This window comes from Pseudomonas sp. LB3P58 (genome assembly GCF_054897895.1).
The window spans coordinates 3,083,011-3,102,875 of sequence record NZ_JBUBVE010000001.1; the positions used below are offsets into that span (position 1 = coordinate 3,083,011).

The 19,865-nt window shown below is 59.4% G+C and carries 17 protein-coding genes; 11 read left to right on the forward strand and 6 right to left on the reverse strand.

Features of this window, described 5'->3' with window-relative positions; translation table 11 throughout:
• Nucleotides 1-209: 209 nt before the first annotated feature.
• The gene (locus tag ACYZTZ_RS14230; RefSeq protein ID WP_008149743.1) at nt 210-332 is read right to left on the reverse strand and encodes a hypothetical protein; all 123 of its coding nucleotides are present in this window, start codon (nt 330-332) and stop codon (nt 210-212) included.
• 158 nt (nt 333-490) lie between these two features.
• Between ACYZTZ_RS14230 and ACYZTZ_RS14235 the strand changes: the two genes are divergently transcribed.
• From ACYZTZ_RS14235 to ACYZTZ_RS14260, 6 genes are all read left to right on the forward strand, one after another.
• Entirely contained in the window at nt 491-1,675 is a 1,185-nt protein-coding gene (locus ACYZTZ_RS14235; protein WP_461998656.1) for an ABC transporter substrate-binding protein, read from the forward strand.
• Between the two features lie 37 nt (nt 1,676-1,712).
• Nucleotides 1,713-2,687, forward strand: coding sequence for a YVTN family beta-propeller repeat protein (locus tag ACYZTZ_RS14240; protein ID WP_461998657.1), 975 nt, complete (start codon nt 1,713-1,715; stop codon nt 2,685-2,687).
• A complete protein-coding gene (locus ACYZTZ_RS14245) occupies nt 2,684-3,415 on the forward strand; it encodes an ABC transporter ATP-binding protein (protein WP_461998658.1) in 732 nt (243 codons plus the stop codon). Before ACYZTZ_RS14240 ends, ACYZTZ_RS14245 begins: the two co-directional genes overlap by 4 nt.
• Nucleotides 3,412-4,203, forward strand: a complete 792-nt coding sequence (locus tag ACYZTZ_RS14250; protein WP_461998659.1) for an ABC transporter permease — start codon at nt 3,412-3,414, stop codon at nt 4,201-4,203. Before ACYZTZ_RS14245 ends, ACYZTZ_RS14250 begins: the two co-directional genes overlap by 4 nt.
• A 131-nt stretch (nt 4,204-4,334) precedes the next feature.
• Nucleotides 4,335-4,892, forward strand: a complete 558-nt coding sequence (locus ACYZTZ_RS14255; protein WP_461998661.1) for a PQQ-dependent catabolism-associated CXXCW motif protein — start codon at nt 4,335-4,337, stop codon at nt 4,890-4,892.
• 56 nt (nt 4,893-4,948) lie between these two features.
• Nucleotides 4,949-5,611, forward strand: a complete 663-nt coding sequence (locus ACYZTZ_RS14260; RefSeq protein WP_008149733.1) for a response regulator transcription factor — start codon at nt 4,949-4,951, stop codon at nt 5,609-5,611.
• Nucleotides 5,612-5,742: 131 nt separating this feature from the next.
• Here the strand turns inward: ACYZTZ_RS14260 and nahK are convergent, their stop codons facing one another.
• From nahK to ACYZTZ_RS14280, 4 genes are all read right to left on the reverse strand, one after another.
• A complete protein-coding gene (nahK, locus tag ACYZTZ_RS14265; RefSeq protein WP_462000675.1) occupies nt 5,743-8,337 on the reverse strand; it encodes a hybrid sensor histidine kinase/response regulator NahK/ErcS' in 2,595 nt (864 codons plus the stop codon).
• Entirely contained in the window at nt 8,306-9,472 is a 1,167-nt protein-coding gene (gene nosP, locus ACYZTZ_RS14270) for a nitric oxide-sensing protein NosP (protein WP_461998662.1), read from the reverse strand. The genes nahK and nosP overlap by 32 nt, the downstream gene beginning before the upstream one ends.
• Nucleotides 9,473-9,627: 155 nt before the next feature.
• Nucleotides 9,628-10,812, reverse strand: coding sequence for a porin (locus tag ACYZTZ_RS14275; protein WP_056741718.1), 1,185 nt, complete (start codon nt 10,810-10,812; stop codon nt 9,628-9,630).
• A 209-nt stretch (nt 10,813-11,021) separates the two neighbouring features.
• On the reverse strand, nt 11,022-11,828 hold the full coding sequence (locus ACYZTZ_RS14280; RefSeq protein WP_461998663.1) for a sulfite exporter TauE/SafE family protein: 807 nt from the start codon (nt 11,826-11,828) through the stop codon (nt 11,022-11,024).
• A gap of 160 nt (nt 11,829-11,988) precedes the next feature.
• On the opposite strand from ACYZTZ_RS14280, the gene ACYZTZ_RS14285 reads away from it, so the two are divergent.
• Both ACYZTZ_RS14285 and ACYZTZ_RS14290 read left to right on the forward strand, forming a co-directional pair.
• Nucleotides 11,989-12,852, forward strand: a complete 864-nt coding sequence (locus ACYZTZ_RS14285) for an MBL fold metallo-hydrolase (protein ID WP_461998664.1) — start codon at nt 11,989-11,991, stop codon at nt 12,850-12,852.
• Nucleotides 12,853-13,055: 203 nt separating this feature from the next.
• Nucleotides 13,056-15,575, forward strand: a complete 2,520-nt coding sequence (locus ACYZTZ_RS14290) for a UvrD-helicase domain-containing protein (RefSeq protein WP_461998665.1) — start codon at nt 13,056-13,058, stop codon at nt 15,573-15,575.
• Between the two features lie 47 nt (nt 15,576-15,622).
• On the opposite strand, the gene bkdR is transcribed toward ACYZTZ_RS14290, so the two are convergent.
• Nucleotides 15,623-16,111: a Bkd operon transcriptional regulator BkdR gene (gene bkdR / locus ACYZTZ_RS14295; protein ID WP_461998666.1), complete on the reverse strand. Its 489-nt coding sequence runs from the start codon at nt 16,109-16,111 to the stop codon at nt 15,623-15,625.
• Nucleotides 16,112-16,296: 185 nt separating this feature from the next.
• Between bkdR and ACYZTZ_RS14300 the strand changes: the two genes are divergently transcribed.
• Genes ACYZTZ_RS14300 through ACYZTZ_RS14310 form a run of 3 tightly spaced genes read left to right on the forward strand, consistent with a single transcriptional unit; the run spans nt 16,297 to nt 19,864 of the window.
• Entirely contained in the window at nt 16,297-17,532 is a 1,236-nt protein-coding gene (locus ACYZTZ_RS14300) for a thiamine pyrophosphate-dependent enzyme (protein ID WP_461998667.1), read from the forward strand.
• A 1-nt stretch (nt 17,533) separates the two neighbouring features.
• Entirely contained in the window at nt 17,534-18,592 is a 1,059-nt protein-coding gene (locus tag ACYZTZ_RS14305) for an alpha-ketoacid dehydrogenase subunit beta (protein WP_033054499.1), read from the forward strand.
• Nucleotides 18,593-19,864, forward strand: coding sequence for a dihydrolipoamide acetyltransferase family protein (locus tag ACYZTZ_RS14310; RefSeq protein ID WP_461998668.1), 1,272 nt, complete (start codon nt 18,593-18,595; stop codon nt 19,862-19,864).
• Nucleotide 19,865: the final 1 nt, after the last annotated feature.

Sequence of the window (19,865 nt, forward strand, 5' to 3'; positions counted from 1 at the left end):
AGCGAGGCACCGAACGAAAGGGGCAAGAGCCCTTGGTTACTTGGGGCTCTTCCAAGTGACTCGCTGTAAGAGTGAAACCAATAGCGGCCGCAACCAAAAAAACGGATATACACACAAAACCCAGCAACACATCCCACCAAGTCAGCTGATTGACGACAGTCGTGCCACTGCAACAACCCAGAGCTTGATCCGCCACAGGGCCGACACGGCTAGCGCCCCGGTGTCATGGGCAAGACCAGCAACGGCGCGGGACGCGGGCCGTGGAGCTTGTCGACGCCGATCAAGGTCAGGATCAGTAGCAACGGCAGGAGCAGCGCTTTGAGAATACGCATGATCGATCTCCTCCCGTGTGATGGCCGTTATTGCCCATGCTAAAACCGCGCCATCGCGGACGAGTTACTACCTTGGTACTGGCTCACTGGTACTTTCTACATATTTCCTTCTGCCTCTCAGCGTTCCTATGCTGGCGCTACCTGTAATGGAGTGCCTTATGCGCCAGCTTGCCCCTTACGCCCTGATCTACCTGTTGGCGATTGCCTGCGCCGCCGGGCTGGCGACCCAGAGCCAGGCCGCCGACGCGCCGTTGCAGGTGCAGATCGGTTACCTGGGCTATCGCCCTGATCCGGGCCCGTTGCTGTCGAACGTCATTCCCGAACCGATCGATGCCGGGCTGCGTGGCGCCGAACTGGCGATTACTGACAGCAACAGCACCGGGCGTTTCCTCAACCAGAGTTACAGCCTGATCAGCGCCAACGTCGACACTCCCGATGCCCTGGTTGAAGCCGCCAAGGCTCAACATGAACAAGGTCTGCGCCTGTTTGTCGTCAACGCACCGGCCGCCAGCCTGCGCCGGCTCAGCGCCGTGCTGCCCGACAGCTTGTTGTTCAACGCCGGCAGCCCCGACGACAGCCTGCGCACCACCGACTGCCTGCCGAACGTGCTGCACAGCCTGCCGAGTCGGGCGATGCTCGCCGATGCGCTGGCGCAATTTCTGGTGGTGCGCAAATGGCAACGGGCGCTGCTGATCGTCGGCCCGACCCCCGACGATCAAGCCTATGCCGCCGCCCTGCGCCGCGCCGCCAAACGCTTCGGCCTGAAACTGGTCGCGGAAAAAGCCTGGAGTTTCGACAACGATCAGCGTCGCAGCGCCCAGGCCGACATGCCGCTGTTCACCCAAACCGCTGAATACGACGTGGTGCTGGTGGCGGATGAACGCGGTGATTTCGGCGAATACGTGCCCTACCAGACCTGGTACCCACGGCCGGTCGCCGGCACGCAGGGGCTGACCCCGGTGGGTTGGCACAAAACCGTGGAAACCTACGGCGCCGCCCAGTTGCAGAAACGCTTCGAAGCCCTGACCGGGCGCTGGATGAATGACCGCGATTTCGCCGCCTGGATCGCGGTGCGCAGCATCGCCAGTGCCGTGAGCAAACTGCGTCAGGTCGATGCGATGGCGATCCGTACGCTTGAAATCAGCGATCAATTACCGCTGGACGGTTTCAAGGGTCGCAAACTCAGCTATCGGCCGTGGAACGGCCAGTTGCGCCAACCCATTCCCATCGTGCAGCCCCGGGCGCTGGTCAGCACGTCGCCGCAAGACGGCTTCCTGCACCCCTTCAACGAGATGGACAGCCTCGGTTACGACAAGCCTGAGGTCAGCTGCAGCTTTCCCTGATCCTCCCTCCACAACAATTACAAAAAAGGAATCCGCCATGCACCGCACCCTGCTCTGCCGCTCCCTGCTTTTCTGGGCCCTGCTGCTCGCCGCCGGGCACGCCGCGGCCAGCACCGCCTGGGTCTCCAACGAAAAAGACAACAGCCTCAGCCTGATCGACCTGCAGACCCTGCAAGTCACCGACACCCTGCCCGTCGGCCAGCGCCCGCGCGGCCTGCTGCTGTCCCACGACAATAAGCTGCTGTACATCTGCGCCAGCGACTCGGACCGGGTCCAGGTGATGGACGTCGCCACCCGCAAGATCATCAAGGAATTGCCCTCAGGCAAGGATCCTGAACAATTTGCCCTGCACCCGAATAATCGCTGGCTGTACGTTTCCAACGAAGACGATGCGTTGGTGACAGTGATCGACACCGAAACCTCCAAGGTGCTGAGTCAGATCAACGTCGGCGTCGAACCCGAAGGCATGGCCGTCAGCCCCGACGGCAAGTGGGCGGTGAACACCAGCGAAACCACCAACATGCTGCACTGGATCGACACCAGCACCCAGACCCTGGCCGACAGCACCCTGGTGGATCAGCGGCCGCGCTTCGTCGAGTTCACGCCCGATGGCTCCAAGCTCTGGGCCTCCGCGGAAATTGGCGGCACGGTGACCATTCTCGACGTCGCCACCCGCAAGGTCCTCAAGACCCTGACCTTCCAGATCAAGGGCGTGCACCCGGACAAAGTCCAACCGGTGGGGATCAAGCTCAGCGCCGACGGCAAGTACGGTTTCGTCGCGCTAGGCCCGGCCAATCATGTGGCGGTGATCGACGCCAAAACGTTCGAGATTCTTGATTATCTGCTGGTCGGGCGGCGTGTCTGGCAGATGTCGTTTACCCCGGATCAAAAACAATTGCTGGCCACCAACGGCGTCAGCGGCGACGTGTCGGTGATCGATGTCGACAGCCTCAAAGTCACCCAGTCGATCAAGGTCGGGCGCTATCCGTGGGGCGTGGTGGTGACGCCATGAACGCACTCGAAGTCAGCGAGCTGAGTTTCGCTTATGGTGCGAAAGAGGCATTGCGTCAGGTGAGTTTCAGCCTGGCGCCCGGCCGTTTTGCTGCATTGCTCGGGCCAAACGGCGCAGGCAAATCGACGCTGATTGCCCTGCTCACTCGACTCTACGATGTGCAGCGCGGTGACATCCGCGTCGGTGGCTGTTCATTACGCAACGCGGCGCGTCCGGCGCTCAAGCAATTGGGTGTGGTGTTTCAGCAAAGCACGCTGGACCTGGACCTCAGCGTCGAGCAAAACCTGCGCTATCACGCTGCGCTGCATGGGATGTCCCGGCGTCAGACCGGTCTGCGGGTCGACGCCGAACTGGCCCGCCAAGCCTTGACCGAACGTCGTCACGAGCGGGTCCGCGAACTCAATGGCGGCCACCGTCGCCGGGTGGAAATCGCCCGCGCGTTGCTGCACGAGCCGCGCCTGCTGCTGCTCGATGAGGCCAGTGTCGGCCTCGATCCGGCCAGTCGGCTGGCGCTCAATCAACACATTCGCAGTTTGTGCCTCGAGCAGAACATCAGTGTGCTCTGGACCACCCATTTGCTGGATGAAGTGCAGCCCAGCGACGACTTGTTAATCCTGCATCAGGGTCGGCTGGTCGCCAGCGGACAGGCGGACGCCCTGAGCCTGGAACACGGCGGCGACCTCGGCTCGGCCTTCACTCGACTGACGACTTCAGGAGCCGCCCAATGAATGCCTACTGGCAATGTTTCAGCGGCATCGTGCTGCGCGAATGGCTGCGCTTTGTGTTGCAACGGACGCGGTTTCTCAGCGCTTTGGTTCGGCCATTGCTGTGGCTGCTGGTGTTCGCCGCCGGTTTTCGCGCGGCACTCGGGATCGCGATCATCGAGCCCTATGACACCTACATTCCGTATGAGGTGTACATCATCCCTGGCCTTGCCTGCATGATCTTGCTGTTCAACGGCATGCAAGGTTCGCTGTCGATGGTCTACGACCGGGAAATGGGCAGCATGCGTGTGCTGCTGACCAGCCCCCTGCCCCGGACTTTCCTGCTGTGCAGCAAACTGTTGGCCACCTCGTTGATCTCGTTGTTGCAGGTCTATGCCTTTCTGGCGATTGCCTGGGCGTACGGCGTGCAACCACCGGCCATGGGGCTGTTGATCGCGTTACCGGCGTTGCTGCTGGTGGCGTTGATGCTCAGCGCATTGGGCTTGTTGCTGTCGAACGCGATCCGTCAGCTGGAGAACTTTGCCGGGGTGATGAACTTTGTGATCTTCCCGCTGTTTTTCCTGTCGTCGGCGCTGTATCCGCTGTGGAAAATGCGCGAGTCCAGCGAGTGGCTGTACTGGTTGTGCGCATTGAACCCGTTCACCCATGCGGTGGAACTGGTGCGGTTTGCCTTGTATGAACGCTTCAATCCGTTGGCACTGGCGGTGTGCGTGGGGCTGACGCTGATATTCGCGCTGCTCGCCGTGTTCACCTTCAACCCGCAACACGCCGCCCTGCGCAAAACCAACTGACTCCCACAGGGGATCTCTGTTCAATTGGGTGAAAATTACTACTTTAGTACTGGTTTTCCTGTCTATCGTCGCATTCCAATCGCACCGAGACTGGCATGTAATAGGTTCATAACTATAAGGATTGAACCCCCATGCCGCGTGCCCGACGTCGTCTGCTACGCCCTTCTCTCGCCGCGCTATCGCTGAGCCTGTTGCTGGGCGTCGCGCAGGCCGAAACACCGCTGTTTTCCGCTGACGGCTATCGCATCGGTCTGTACCGCAGCCCGACTCCGAATCAAGTCCAGGGCGCCGGCATCATCGATACCGCCGCCCTGCAAACCCTGCTGACCCAGACACCGAGTCCGGTGCTGATCGACGTCTACCGCCGCCAGTGGTTGCAAGGACGCTTCATCGAGGATCAGCCCCACGAAAACCTTCCCGGCAGCCATTGGCTGGCCAATACCGGCGACGGTGACCTGACGCCCGACTGGCAGGACTATTTTGCGCGTAAGCTGAACACATTGACCGCAGGTGATCTCGCGCAACCGCTGGTCTTCTACTGCCGCTCCGATTGCTGGCTGAGCTGGAACGCCGTGAAGCGCGCCGCCGCCATGGGCTATAAGACTCTGTATTGGTATCGCGACGGCCTGGACGCCTGGCAGGCCGCCAACCTGCCCGTATCGCCGGCCCAGCCCGAGCCCTTCCCCTGACCTTTACGCGTGCGAGTTGTTGCCACACCCTAATCAAAATAATGAGGTGAAAGGCTATGTACAAAATTCTGATTGCCGACGATCACCCGCTGTTTCGCGAAGCCATTCATAACGTCATCAGCGATGGTTTTCCGGGTAGCGAGGTGATGGAAACCGCCGACCTGGACAGCGCTCTGGTGCTGACGCAGGAACACGACGACCTGGACCTGATCCTGCTCGACCTGAACATGCCCGGCATGCACGGCCTCAATGGCCTGATCAACCTGCGCAACGAGGCGCCGACCATTCCGGTGGTGATCGTCTCGGCCGAACAGGATAAACAGGTCGTGCTGCAAGCCATCACTTACGGCGCGGTGGGTTTCATCACCAAATCCTCGCCACGGGTGCAGATGACCGAGGCCATCCAGCAGATCCTCAACGGCAATGTCTACTTGCCGCCGGACATTATCCGCACGCAAAAATGCGGTACAAGGCGCATGAACGATGCCCCTAGCTTTCCACCTGAACTGCTCCAGGCCTTGACCCGCAAACAGTTGCTGGTGCTCGAACGCATGACCAAGGGCGAGTCGAACAAACAGATCGCTTACACCCTGGAAATCGCCGAGACCACGGTTAAGGCGCATGTCTCGGCAATCCTGCGCAAACTCAATGTGCACAACCGGGTGCAGGCGATTTTGAGTGCCGGCGACATAGATTTCGGATCGTATTTGCGGCGTTGAATTCGCAGGCAACCAGAAGACCGAGTCGCCCCTTTCGCGAGCAAGCCCGCTCCCACATTGGATCTGAGTGAACTCGGTCAATTGTGGGAGCGGGCTTGCTCGCGAAGAGGCCCTCACAAACACCACAAGCCTCAAGGCCTGCCGAGCAAGTGACTCATCGCGGTCTTGAGTTTCATCGGCCGCACCGGTTTGTGCATCAGGGTGTGGCCCAGTTCGCGGATCTGCTGTTTGAGTTCATTGCTGTAGTTGGCAGTAATCATCATCGCCGGAATCGCCGAGCCGCGACGGGCGTTGATCCGGGCCACGGCATCGACGCCGTTCTGATCGTCATTCAGGTGATAGTCGGCGATCAGCAAGTCTGCTTCTTCGTGATAGTTGTCCACTTGCCGCGCCAAATCCTCCTCGGACAGCGCCGTGACCACCAGACACCCCCACCCTTCGAGCAACGTGCGCATGCCGGCACAAATGGCCGCGTCGTTGTCCAGCACCCACACCCGCGCCCCACGCAGGCGTTCAAGCATCGGTTCACTCATCAGCAGACTCGGTAGCGCCTTGGGTGCCGTGGCGCTGAGCGGCACTTCGACCGAGAACATCGAACCCTTTCCCGGCCACGAACGCACGTGAATGCGGTGACCGAGAATCCCGGCGATCTTTTCCACGATCGCCAGCCCCAGGCCCAAACCGCGATCCTGATCCGGACGCTGCACATCACCGCGTTTGAATTCCTGAAAAATCTCTTCCAGACGGTTTTCGGCAATGCCCATGCCGCTGTCCCAGACCTCGATCGACAGGCGCTGGTGATGACGCCGGCAACCGAGCACCACACGACCGCTGTAGGTGTAGCGAATGGCGTTGCTCAACAGATTTCGAAGAATCCGCGCCAGCAACTGAATATCGCTGCGCACCAATGCGGAACAAGGAATGAAATGCAGTTCCAGGCCTTCACTGCGAGCCACCTGGGTGTACTCGGCCGCAAGGTTTTCCAGCAATTCGCTCAGGGCGAACGGCGCAATGTCGGCCTTGATCACCCCGGCATCCAGTTTGGAGATGTCGACCAGCGTACCCAGCAGGTTCTCCACATCCTCCAGCGAGTTGCTGACGTTGCGCACCAAAATCGCATTGGCCACCGGCTCCCGCCGTTCGAGCAACGCGCTGGTAAACAGCCGCGCGGCGTTGAGCGGTTGCAGCAGGTCGTGACTGACGGCGGCGAGAAACTTGGTCTTCGACAGGTTGGCCTGTTCGGCTTCGAGTTTGGCTTCACGCAGGCGAGATTCCGCCCGCCGACGCTCGTCGATCTCGCGCAGCAACTGGTCATTGAGCGTGGTCAGTTCCGCCGTGCGTTCGCGCACCCGCAACTCAAGATTCTGATAGGCCTGGTGCAGCGCTTCAGCGGTGCGGCGGCGTTCGGTGATGTCGCGGATCAACACGAAAATCCCCACCACTTCCCCGGTGGCCAGGCGATTGGGTACGTAGGAGCGCAGCATGTAGCGCTCCTGATTGTTGATGTTGGTTTCGGCGAACTCGAACGTCACACTCTCACCGGCCAGGGCCCGGGCCACGTAGGCTTCCAGGCGCTGATAATGCTGCTCGCTGTGGACTTCGCGCAGGCTCTGCCCAAGCATCACGCCCCGAGGCCAGCAATACCATTCTTCATACACCTTGTTGGTGAACTCGTAGACCAAGTCGGCGTTCAGGTAGGCAATCAGCGCCGGCACATGGTCGGTGATCAGGCGAATCCAGCGCTCGCTTTCGCTCAGCGCTTCGGCGTGTTGGTAGCGTTCGGTGATGTCGGTGAAGGTGTTGACGAAACCGCCGGTGGGCAACGGATGGGTGCGGATTTCCAGCACCCGGCCATCGTAGAGGCGCTGCTCGCATTCCTGCACGTGCCGCCCGTTTAGATCTCGACTGGCCGGGGTCAGCAGATTCAACTCGCTGTCGCCGATCACTTCGGCAAACGGACGATGGGCCGCCACCGGGGCCAGGCCGCTGAGTTCGAGGAAACGCCGGTTCCACAACTCCAGAATGCCCTCGGCGTTGACCATGGCGACGCCTTGGGACAGGTTGTCGACCGCCCGTTGCAACAAATGCGATTTCTGCGCCACCGCTTGCTCGCGGCGCACGGTTTCGCTGAGTTTGACGTCGGTAATGTCGGTGAACAGGATCACCCGCCCGCCTTCCTGGGTGGGTCGTTCGCTGACTTGCAACCAGCGACCGTCCTGCAAGCGATAGAGCAGGTTTTCGTCGGCATGCCCACGCGGTTCTTCAGTGAACAGCCCGGTGGCAGACATCAGCCGCTTGACCTCGGCCAGGCGCATGCCGGCGTTGATCCGCACCCGACTGTTGCCCCAGAACGCTTTGAAACGGCTATTGAACAAGACGATTCGCTGGTCCGCATCGAACAGCACAAACGCATCGGAAATGCTCTCGATGGCATCGATCAAATGCTGATGCGCGGTTTCCGCCCGCAGGCGTGCCTCGCTGAGCAAGTGATTGCCCGACTTGAGTTCGGCCATGGCCTGATTCAATGCGTCGGTGCGTTCACGCACCTGCTCGGCCAGCACCACCGAATGCTGGAACGCCGCGTAGGGGTCATTGCCGCGGGTAATGCCAGACTCGATCCGCTCGATCAGCGCGCCATTGATGCGCTGCAGTTTGTGGTTGTCGCGCTGCAGGCTGGCGATCTGCGCCTGGAGCTCAACGGTGTCCAGGGGACCGGCCTCGGGCAATGGCAACCCCGGTGAAGGTCTGGTTGATGTGCATGCCATTGAACTGTTCTCCGTAGGTGTTGAAACCCATCACCCGCTGGTCACGCAAAAACGTTCCGATCTGCTCCAGACTGCCGCCGTCTTCGAGTTCCAGACGCCTGAGAAAGCAGTCGCAGCCGATGGTCAGCAACAGGTCGCCGAGACGCTCCTGCAACCCTTCGAACAGGGTTTGCAGGTTCGGCAGCATCGGGCCTGGCGTCATGACCGTGAGAACGATGCCGTTTTCCACCGCACAGTAGAAACTCAGGCTCAGGTCCGGGTGAACCTGCTGGATCGCCCGCACGTAATACTGATCGTTGATCCGCACGGCCAAGGGGTGCGCGGCGAAGATCCGATGATCGAGCTCCGCCACTGGCACGCCAATGTGCCGGGCGTACTCCTCGGCGGCCGGCTCGGCATTCAGTTCAAAGACCCGGCGCGAGGCGCTGTCGGCCCCGGTGACCACCAGTTTTTCCGCCCTCGGCAAGATGTGGTGAGTGGTGAACACCTCGAAATCCAACCAGGTATTGACCAGCACCACCACCGCCGCGCCGCTGTGAAACTCGCCATTAAAATAGACGTGGGTGTGGGTCAGGTAATTGTCATCGCCGGCCGAACCGCCGAAATGTGGAATGTCGCCCAACGCCGCACTCAGGGCGGCGAGGACCATTTCTTCACGACTGGACAAGCCATCGAGCAAGGTCAACGCAAAGCTGTTGCCCTTGATCGGCGCGAGGGTGTTGCTGCGACAGCCACCGACCAGTCGCTCGACCATTTGCTGGGCGTCGATCAGGCTGAAGCGCTCCATCTCGGAGATCAGTTCGGCGTCGATGGAAAAATGGCGATGGTCGAAGCCCACCGCGGTCACGCAGTTGCGACCGTAGCCCAAGGGCGTGATTTCCCCGGCGCTGGTGCAACCCACCAGGCGAATGCCACCGAAGCTTTGTTGCAAGGCCTGGCCCAGCGCCTGCAAGTCGTACTCGGCGGAACAGAAAAACAGCACGAAGCCCAAGTGCGGGTGCAACAGTTGTCGTGCCAGCTCCTGGGCCACCTGTTGGGCATCGGTGGCCTGGGACATTGCACTGACCACACCTTCATCACTCTGGACCTGCTGCATCGTCGCCTCCCGCAGGTGCGCATGTATGAGGCTCGAGTGTACGAAGCCTGTGAGCTGCTACGTATGCTACTTGGGTAGCGGGTAGCCGCTTCGATGGGATGAGAACGGTGTCGACCCTCGCCGCGATGCGCGCAGCGAAGGTCGCCACCAAAGGCTTACCAGGTCAGCACCGCCCCCACCGCAAAGGTGTCGGTGTCTTCGTCTTGGGCATTGGTGTCGTGGCCGTTGATTGCGAACTGGTTGTACTCGGCCACCAGCTTGAGGTTGTCGTTGACGTCATGGAACAGCGCGATGCCGCGCGTTTCGTAGTCCGCGCCGCTGCCGACCACGCCATTGCCGTCGTCGTTGGTCTTGCCGTAAGACAAGGCCAACCGGTTCTTGCCCAGTTTGTAGGAGCCCTGCAACAGGTAACCGTCGCTGTCGACGTTACGCAGGGTCGGTTCGCCGGCGTTGTTGGTGAAGAACGGGTTGATACCCTTGGCCTGGAAGCCGGAACCGGTGAGGGACAAGCCGCCCATTTTTGCCTGCACGCCATAGCCGACGCCTTTGGAGGTGACGGACTGGACGGTGGAATCGGTGTTGTCCGACGTCTGGTAGCTGCCGTTGACCCAGCTGTAGATCTTCGCCCCAGCGAGGTCGAACTGATAGGTGATCTCGCTTTCGGTACGCGGGTTTTCTTGGTAAGCCTTGCCTGTCGGGCTACTGTCGTTGGTGTCCACCGGGTCCATGATCCCCACGGCCACCCGCAAACCCTCCATCACCGGCGTGCGGTAGGTAATCTGCGACGTCGGGAACGGGTACGGATAACCCGTGCCGATGTTGCCGAACGACACCCCGCCACCGTCTACCAGGCCCAGGGAATCGCTGACCTGGCCGTAACCGGCGAGCATTTCATCCAGCAGGATGTTGGAACGGGCAAACAGGCCGAAGTCCTTGCCGATCAGCACTTCGCCCCACTCCGGGTTGGCCACGGTGCCGTAGAACTGCCGCACATCGATAGCGGTGTCGGTGCCGTTGGTTTCGCTGTCGTTGATGGTCACCCAGAAGGAGGACCGGGCGCCAAGCTTGAGGTCGTCGATCTGCTTGCTCATGTTGAAGCCCAGATAGTTGGGCAGAAAACCCATCTTCACACGCGCCTGCCGCCGGTCGAACTGGTCGCCGGCACGGTCCACTTTGCTGTTCACATAGAAGGCGTTGATGTAGCCGTCGGTGGAAAACGTGGTCTGGTCCTTGTCGTACAGCACGATCTCGGCTTGGGCCATCGAGCTCAATCCGAGGGTCGACAGGCTGGCGATGAAGGCAGGCAAGAAACGATGCTTGATGTTCTTATTGTTGTGCATGACGCGCTCCGCAGCGGGGGACTGGATGTCGGAGGCGATTATCGAAAGCTGACCGGCGGCGTCATACGCTGCCTTGGAGGCGGTTATGAAGTGCTTTGGAGTGGCAGGTGATGCGCGGCAAGTTCGGTGTAAGACCGTCCGTCGACGAGGCCCGGAACTTAGGGTGTACGCCTGTGGAACGGACTGGCATCCACAGGAACCGGTACTTGCTAGACGCCCGCTCTAAACAGCATGTAAGCGGCGACCACGACACAGATGCTGGCGAAGCCGATCTGTAATCCCCGGGCCGGTATTCGCGCGCAAAGTCTTCGGCCAATGATCATGCCGACGATGCTCGCGACGATAAACGCCACGCCCAGACCGTCGATTCGCACCCCGGCCTGAAACGCGCCGATCACGCCGATGGCGGAAATCAGGCTGATCACCATCAAGGACGTGGCGACGATTCCGCGCATCTGCACATCGGTCAGCTGCTTGAACGCCGGAACAATCAGAAAGCCGCCGCCCACTCCGAGCAACCCGGAAACGACACCGGTCACCGCACCCAGTGCCGCGAGGGTCGCGGTGCACTTGGCGGTCCAGGAAAAGCGCCCGGTCTGCTGATCGAGCATGCAGTTCTTCTGGCCCCAGTTGGCGTGGCCGTGGTCGCTTGGACCTTCGTCCTGGCGCTCACGACGCAACATCCGCCAGGCCACCATGACCATCAGCAGGCTGAACAGGATCATCAGGATTTTTTCCGGCAACTGATGGGCGAAGTAGATGCCGACCGGCGAAAAAACCGCCCCCAACAGGGCGATCAGCAAGGCTGCGCGATAACGCACCAGACCATGGCGCAACCCGTCAATGGCGCCGACAGCCGCCGCACTGCCCACCGCAAAAAGTGCGACCGGTGCAGCCTGGGTCATGGTCAAACCCAGCCCCAGCACCAAGGCCGGCACCGCAAGAATGCCGCCACCGGCGCCGGTCAAACCCAGTACCAACCCCATCACCACGCCAAAGAAACTTGCCAGCAACATAAAACACTCGTGATCTGCAAAAAAAGCCGGGAGCGCCCGGTATCGATGACTGACAGGATAGAGCCCGCACAGTTTTTTTCATTAATTGAATTGATGCGGGCTGGTCAGCGCAGGGAAAATGAAACTACCCTCAAGGCTTAACCAGAAAGAAACGGCCACCATGTCCGCCTTGATTGAAGCTTTTTTAGACCCTGCCTCATCGACCTACAGCTACGTGATCTACGAGCACGATGGCGGGCACTGCGCCATCGTCGACCCGGTGCTCGACTACGACCCCGCCGCCGGGCGAACCGGCACCGCCCAGGCCGACAAGATCATCGCCTTCGTTCGCCAACATCAGCTGCAGGTGCAATGGCTGCTGGAAACCCACGCCCATGCCGATCACCTGTCCGCCGCACCGTATTTGCGTCGGGAACTGGGTGGCAAGATTGCTATCGGCGAATCCATCAGCAAGGTTCAGGGCGTGTTCAAGACCCTGTTCAATCTTGAACCGGAATTCTGTATCGATGGTTCGCAGTTCGATCATCTGTTCGCGCCGGATGAATCGTTCAGGATCGGCAACCTCAAGGCCACGGCCCTGCATGTTCCCGGCCACACGCCAGCGGACATGGCCTATCTGATCGACAGCGATGTGATTCTGGTGGGCGATACGCTGTTCATGCCGGACGTGGGCACCGCGCGCTGCGACTTTCCCGGCGGCAACGCCAACCAGATGTTTGCTTCGATTCGCAAACTGCTGGCTTTCCCTGCCGGCGTTCGACTTTATGTCTGTCACGATTACCCGCCTGCGGGCCGTGAACCTCAGTGCATGAGCACGGTGGGCGAGCAGCGCAAAAGCAATATTCATATCCATGACGGTATCGATGAAGCCGCGTTCGTCGCCATGCGTACCCGGCGCGATGCGGGGTTGGGTATGCCGACGCTGTTGCTGCCGGCGATTCAGGTGAATGTGCGGGCGGGGAATTTGCCGCCGGCCGAGGGCAATGGCGTGACCTATTTGAAGATCCCGATCAACCGCCTGTAAGACCGTTTCTACGTCATCCTCCCACTCGGCATTGTCCCAGTGGCTCTAAATCGCACCTTAGCCAAAACGCCATCACCGTGTAGTATCTGGAAATAGAATATTTCCAGTTCAGATCAGACGCCTTCAAGCGTCTTTTCTGGCCCGCCGCCACACGGTATTCGTCGAAGACAGACTTCGCCGTCAGGACTTTTAGCAAGGACACTATGAGTACAAAGCCTGCCCACCCTCAAACCAGTGATGGTTCCTCTCCTGCCCTGAATCACCATCTCTCCCTTCCCAAACGTACGCTCGCTTACCTGTTGTCCCGGTCACTCAAAGCATTGGGAGCGATTGATGTCGCTTCATTCTTAAAAGGAAAGGAAAAAGGCATCGAGCAGGGCACCGAAACCGGTATGACGGAAGGGAAACAGCTCGGATACGAGGACGGCTACGCGGCCGGCCACGCCATTCTTGAGTTCAACGATCAGCGAACAATCGCCCCGTTACCCGGGGAAGATCATTGCCTGTTCGATGATGAATTACTGCCCATCAGCGACCTGATCAAACAGACAATGCGTGCTCAAGTGCTGAAAAAGTTGCCGGCTCACGAACAACCCAGCCCGGAACAGTGGGCAATGATCTTCGCCGACACCACCAGCACGTCGGTCATTGCCGGCGCGGGCTCAGGAAAGTCCACCACTCTGGCTCTACGTGTGCTGCTCAAGCACGTCCACTTGGGCATTGAGCTCAGTCATCTCCAGGTCACCACGTTCACAACCGAATCCAAAAAGGATTTGATGAAAAAAATCATCAAAATCTTCAAGCTTTGGGATATCACGCTGAGCGAAGAAGAGATCAAGAACCTGGTTCGGACCTTCCACAGCAAAGTGTTCAGGTTCATGAAAGCCTTCACCGACGGGCCTATTGGTTATTTCGATTTTCTGGGACCGAATTCGAACGATGACGACGAAGAAGAAGTGGAAAACCCCTTTTCGTCCACCCTTAACACCGAACAACGTGTGGTGCTCTATAACGTTTTCAACACGCTTTATGAACAGAACGCAGACTTCAAAAAACATATTCTAGCGCTCTACAAGTCCGTGGCCTTCGCACCCGCAGAACCGATGACGGATACAATGCACAAGACGAGAAAAAACATCATCAAGGCTATCTCGGAAAAAGATGAGGCTGTTTGCGACGAAATCGAAAAGGCTTGGGCAGCCCTTGGTCTATGGCCCATTCCGGGCATCGGTGAACGACAGCTGATCACCATTGAAGGCCACCCATTCATCGCCAATGGGTATTTGAAAGAATTTGACGCGGCATTAATTCTGGGTTGGCCGGATGCCGGTGGCCGCAGTGTCGACGTGCCGACTCGCGAAGGCCAACGCTTCACCCTCAAACAGGAAAGCAGGAGCAGACAATCCGTCATTGGTGAGTGTTACTCCAAGAACTTTTTGCTACTCAACCATGTAACTGCCGCTCGAACCCTGCTGGACAACGCTGAGCACATGGTTGTACACGCCCCGAAGTTTGACTATCACCTGCCTGGCACGACCCTCAAAGAGACGGATTTAATCGAAGTTTTCTTCTCCGAAGGCAACTACATCGAGAACCTTGGGTTAGTGGTCGACACCGCGATAGGCGCCATGAAATTCGTTCCGGATGATCCACGAGAGCCGTTTTACCTGGCCCTGAAAAGTTTCTGGACAGGTTTTCATGCGTACCTGAAAACCATGTCGCCTAAGCCGTTGATTACGTTCAACCAGGCATTCGCGCTGTTTGGCGAGCAGAATCCTGAAAATATCAAACGTATCCCTACCGCCGAACTCGACGGCATGCGGCACCTGATGATCGATGAGTTCCAGGACGTCTCCGGTCTGAATATTTCCTGGATCCGCCAGTGCTGCAAGGAGATCCGTCGGCGCAACCAAGGTAAGCCCGGCATCGGCAACACCTTGATGGCAGTGGGTGACGATTGGCAAAGTATTTACGGCTGGCGCGGCAGTTCGCCGAAATACCTCATGGACTTTCACCAGCACTTTCTCGCTCACACCCACGACACGCTGTACATGCAGAACAACTATCGCTCCCATCAGGCGATTATTGATGCAGCGGAGCAAGTAGTGCGCCCGACCTCAACCGACAAGGCCAAGCACGGCGTTGCCGAGAACCCAAATGTGATTGACCGCATAGCACCGGTTTACCTGCACTACGTTGCACAAAACAGGAAGATCATTCAGCCCGACGAAACCATCCTCAACCTGGTCAGGCAGGCCTATGACGAAGAGCACACCATCCTCATGGTGTTTCGTGTCGGTGCCGTGGAGAAAGCGTATCGCAAGGAACTTCGTGGCCTCTTGAGCGATGCCAGGAAACATGAGCGGGACGTGAAATTGATGACGTTCCACAAATCCAAGGGCCTGCAAGCCCAGACGGTGTTCGTCATTGGTGATTGTTTCTATACCCCGACAAAGTCCAAACGTAACGAGTTGTACAACCTTGCCCAATTGGGTGATGGCAACCCCCTGCCATACGACAGGGCCCAATCCGATGAAGCGATGCGTCTGGCTTATGTTGGGATCACCCGCGCCGAACTCCGATGCCATTGGCTGGTGGATCGCGAAACCAGCGCGGCTGACAAAGACAGCGGCGCTACGGCATCGGGCTACGCGGACCTGAAATCCGGGTGCTACACAAAATGGAAGGTCAGTGAGTCCTCTGAAGTCTCGACACTGCCCTAGTGAAGCAACACCCCAAGGACTGGTTTTCACCCAACCGCCGTTGAAGGCTAAGCCCCAAGGGTCAATCCGTTAGCCGGCAACGGCAGCGCGGTTTTATAGCGCACCTGCTTGAGCGCAAAGCTCGAGCGGATGTTGGCGACTCCGGGGACTTTGGTGAGGAAATCCATCATAAAACGCTCCAGCGACTGAATGGTCGGCACCAGCACCCGGATCAAATAGTCCGGGTCGCCGGCCATCAAATAGCATTCCATCACTTCCGGGCGATCCGAGATCGCCTCCTCGAAATGCTGCAACGCCTCCTCCACCTGTTTTTCCAGGCTGACGTGAATGAACACGTTGACGTGTAGCCCCAGCAGCTCGGCATCCAGCAAGGTCACTTGCTCACGAATCAGGCCCAATTCTTCCATCGCCTTGACCCGGTTGAAGCACGGGGTTGGCGACAGGTTGACCGAGCGTGCAAGGTCGGCGTTGGTGATGCGCGCGTTCTCCTGAAGGCTGTTCAAAATGCCGATATCGGTACGGTCCAGTTTGCGCATGAGACAAAACCACCTGTTTTTTATGTTTATGCAGATTTTTTATCCTCAAATGATCGCCAACGCAACGAAACAGAGAGAAATATTCTTCTTGGCCCGGCCTATGATTGTTGTAGGACAAGATTTCTTTCATCGAAGAATGACGGTCAGCTCACTACAAGAAATTCACAAGATCGAGCGTAGAAGCCATGAACCAAGCGTACGAACCGCTGCAACTGCACGTTCCCGAACCATCGGGCCGTCCTGGCTGCAAAACCGACTTCTCCTACCTGCGTCTGACCGACGCCGGCACGGTGCGCAAACCCCCAATCGACGTTGAACCGGCCGACACCGCTGATCTGGCCAAGGGCCTGATTCGCGTGCTCGATGACGAGGGCAATGCCCTCGGTCCATGGGCTGAAGGCGTGCCGGCCGAGATCCTGCGTAAAGGCATGCGTGCCATGCTCAAGACGCGGATCTATGACAACCGCATGGTGGTCGCCCAGCGCCAGAAAAAAATGTCGTTCTACATGCAGAGCCTTGGCGAAGAAGCCATCGGCAGCGGCCAGGCCCTGGCGCTGAACGTCGATGACATGTGCTTCCCGACTTACCGCCAGCAAAGCATTCTGATGGCGCGAGACGTACCGCTGGTGGACCTGATCTGCCAACTGCTGTCCAACGAGCGTGATCCGCTCAAGGGACGTCAGCTGCCGATCATGTATTCGGTCAAAGACTTCGGTTTCTTCACTATTTCCGGCAACCTCGCCACTCAGTTCGTACAGGGTGTGGGCTGGGGCATGGCCTCGGCGATCAAGGGCGACACCAAAATCGCCTCGGCCTGGATCGGCGACGGCGCTACCGCTGAATCCGACTTCCACACCGCCCTCACCTTCGCCCACGTTTACCGTGCGCCAGTGATCCTCAACGTGGTCAACAACCAGTGGGCGATCTCCACCTTCCAGGCGATTGCCGGTGGTGAAGCCACTACGTTTGCCGGTCGTGGCGTCGGTTGCGGCATTGCCTCCCTGCGGGTCGATGGCAACGATTTCGTCGCGGTCTTCGCCGCCTCTGCCTGGGCTGCTGAACGCGCCCGCCGCAACCTCGGCCCGACCATGATCGAATGGGTCACCTACCGCGCCGGTCCGCACTCGACTTCCGATGATCCGTCCAAATACCGTCCTGCCGACGACTGGAGCTACTTCCCGCTGGGCGACCCGATTGCGCGCCTGAAGCAGCACCTGGTGAAAATCGGTCAGTGGTCCGAAGAGGAACACGTCGCCGTCAGCGCCGAACTCGAAGCCGAAGTGATCGCCGCGCAAAAAGAAGCCGAACAGTACGGCACCCTCGCCGGCGGCCAGATTCCAAGCGCCGCGACCATGTTCGAAGACGTTTATAAAGAGATGCCGGAGCACTTGAAGCGCCAGCGTCAAGAGTTGGGGATCTGACATGAACGATCACAACAACAAAATCGAGTTGGAAACCGCCATGACCACGACCACCATGACCATGATCCAGGCCCTGCGCTCGGCCATGGATGTGATGCTTGAGCGTGACGACAACGTCGTGGTGTTCGGCCAGGACGTCGGCTACTTCGGCGGCGTGTTCCGTTGCACCGAAGGCCTGCAGAACAAGTACGGCACCTCCCGCGTGTTCGACGCGCCGATCTCCGAAAGCGGCATCGTCGGCGTCGCCGTGGGCATGGGCGCTTATGGTCTGCGGCCGGTGGCCGAGATCCAGTTCGCCGATTACGTTTACCCGGCGTCGGACCAGATCATTTCCGAAGCCGCCCGCCTGCGTTATCGCTCGGCCGGCGAGTTCACCGCGCCGATGACCCTGCGCATGCCTTGCGGCGGCGGCATCTACGGCGGCCAGACGCACAGCCAAAGTATTGAGGCGATGTTCACCCAGGTCTGCGGTTTGCGCACGGTCATGCCGTCCAACCCTTACGACGCCAAAGGCTTGCTGATCGCCTCCATCGAAAACGATGACCCAGTGATCTTCCTCGAGCCAAAACGCCTGTACAACGGCCCGTTCGACGGTCACCACGAACGTCCGGTGACCCCGTGGTCGAAACACCCGGCCGCGCAAGTGCCGGACGGTTACTACACCGTGCCGCTGGACGTCGCCGCCATCACCCGTCCGGGCAAGGACGTGACCATCCTGACGTACGGCACCACCGTTTACGTGTCGCAAGTGGCGGCTGAAGAAACCGGCATCGACGCTGAAGTCATCGACCTGCGCAGCTTGTGGCCGCTGGACCTGGACACCATCGTCAAGTCGGTGAAGAAAACCGGCCGCTGCGTGATCGTTCACGAAGCGACCCGCACCTGCGGTTTCGGCGCCGAACTGGTCGCCCTGGTGCAAGAGCACTGCTTCCACTACCTGGAAGCGCCTATCGAGCGCGTCACCGGTTGGGACACTCCCTACCCGCACGCACAAGAGTGGGCGTATTTCCCTGGTCCGTCCCGAGTGGGCGCGGCTTTGCATCGGGTTATGGAGGTCTGAATGGGCACGCACGTTATTAAAATGCCGGACATTGGCGAAGGCATTGCAGAAGTTGAATTGTCGGTTTGGCACGTCAAAGTCGGCGACATGGTCGTCGAAGATCAGGTACTCGCCGATGTCATGACCGACAAGGCGATGGTCGACATCCCGTCGCCGGTGAACGGCAAAGTGATTGCGCTGGGCGGTGTGCCCGGCGAAGTCATGGCAGTTGGCAGCATCCTGATCAGCATCGAAGTCGAAGGCGCGGGCAACGTTAAAGAGTCGGCTCAGCCTGCACCTGTTAAAGAAGCGCCGGTTGCGGCACCAAAAGTTGCCGCCACTGTTGAAAGCAAACCGGTCGCTGCTGCAGCGCCGCGAGCTGCCGTATGCCAAGGCCCAATGGTTGCTCGCGAGGCTGATGAGCGTCCGCTGGCCTCCCCGGCTGTACGCAAACATGCGCTGGACCTCGGCATCCAGTTGCGTCTGGTGCGTGGCTCCGGCCCTGCCGGTCGGGTGCTGCACGAAGACCTCGACGCCTATCTGGCCCAGGGTCAACAGCCGCAATCGACCATTGCCGCCGCTTACGCACAGCGTAACGACGAAGAACAAATCCCGGTCATCGGCATGCGCCGCAAGATTGCCCAGCGTATGCAGGACGCCACTCAGCGCGCCGCTCACTTCAGTTACGTCGAAGAAATCGACGTCACCGCCGTGGAAGAACTGCGCGCTCATCTGAACGAAAAACACGGCGCGACCCGCGGCAAGCTGACCTTGCTGCCGTTCCTGGTCCGCGCTCTGGTTGTTGCCCTGCGCGACTTCCCGCAGATCAACGCCCGTTACGACGACGAAGCCCAGGTCATCACCCGCCTCGGCGCGGTGCATGTCGGCGTCGCCACGCAAGCCGATATCGGTTTGATGGTGCCGGTGGTCCGTCACGCCGAAACCCGCAGCCTGTGGGACAGTGCTCAGGAAATTTCTCGCCTCGCTACCGCTGCCCGTAATGGCAAAGCCAGCCGCGATGAACTGTCCGGCTCGACCATTACCCTGACCAGCCTCGGCGCCTTGGGCGGTATCGTCAGCACCCCGGTGCTGAACCTGCCGGAAGTGGCGATTGTCGGCGTCAACAAAATCGTCGAACGCCCGATGGTCGTCAAAGGCCAGATCGTGATCCGCAAGATGATGAACCTCTCCAGCTCCTTCGATCACCGCGTGGTCGACGGCATGGACGCGGCGCAATTCATCCAGGCCATTCGTGGCTTGCTCGAACAACCCGCTACCCTGTTTGTGGAGTAAG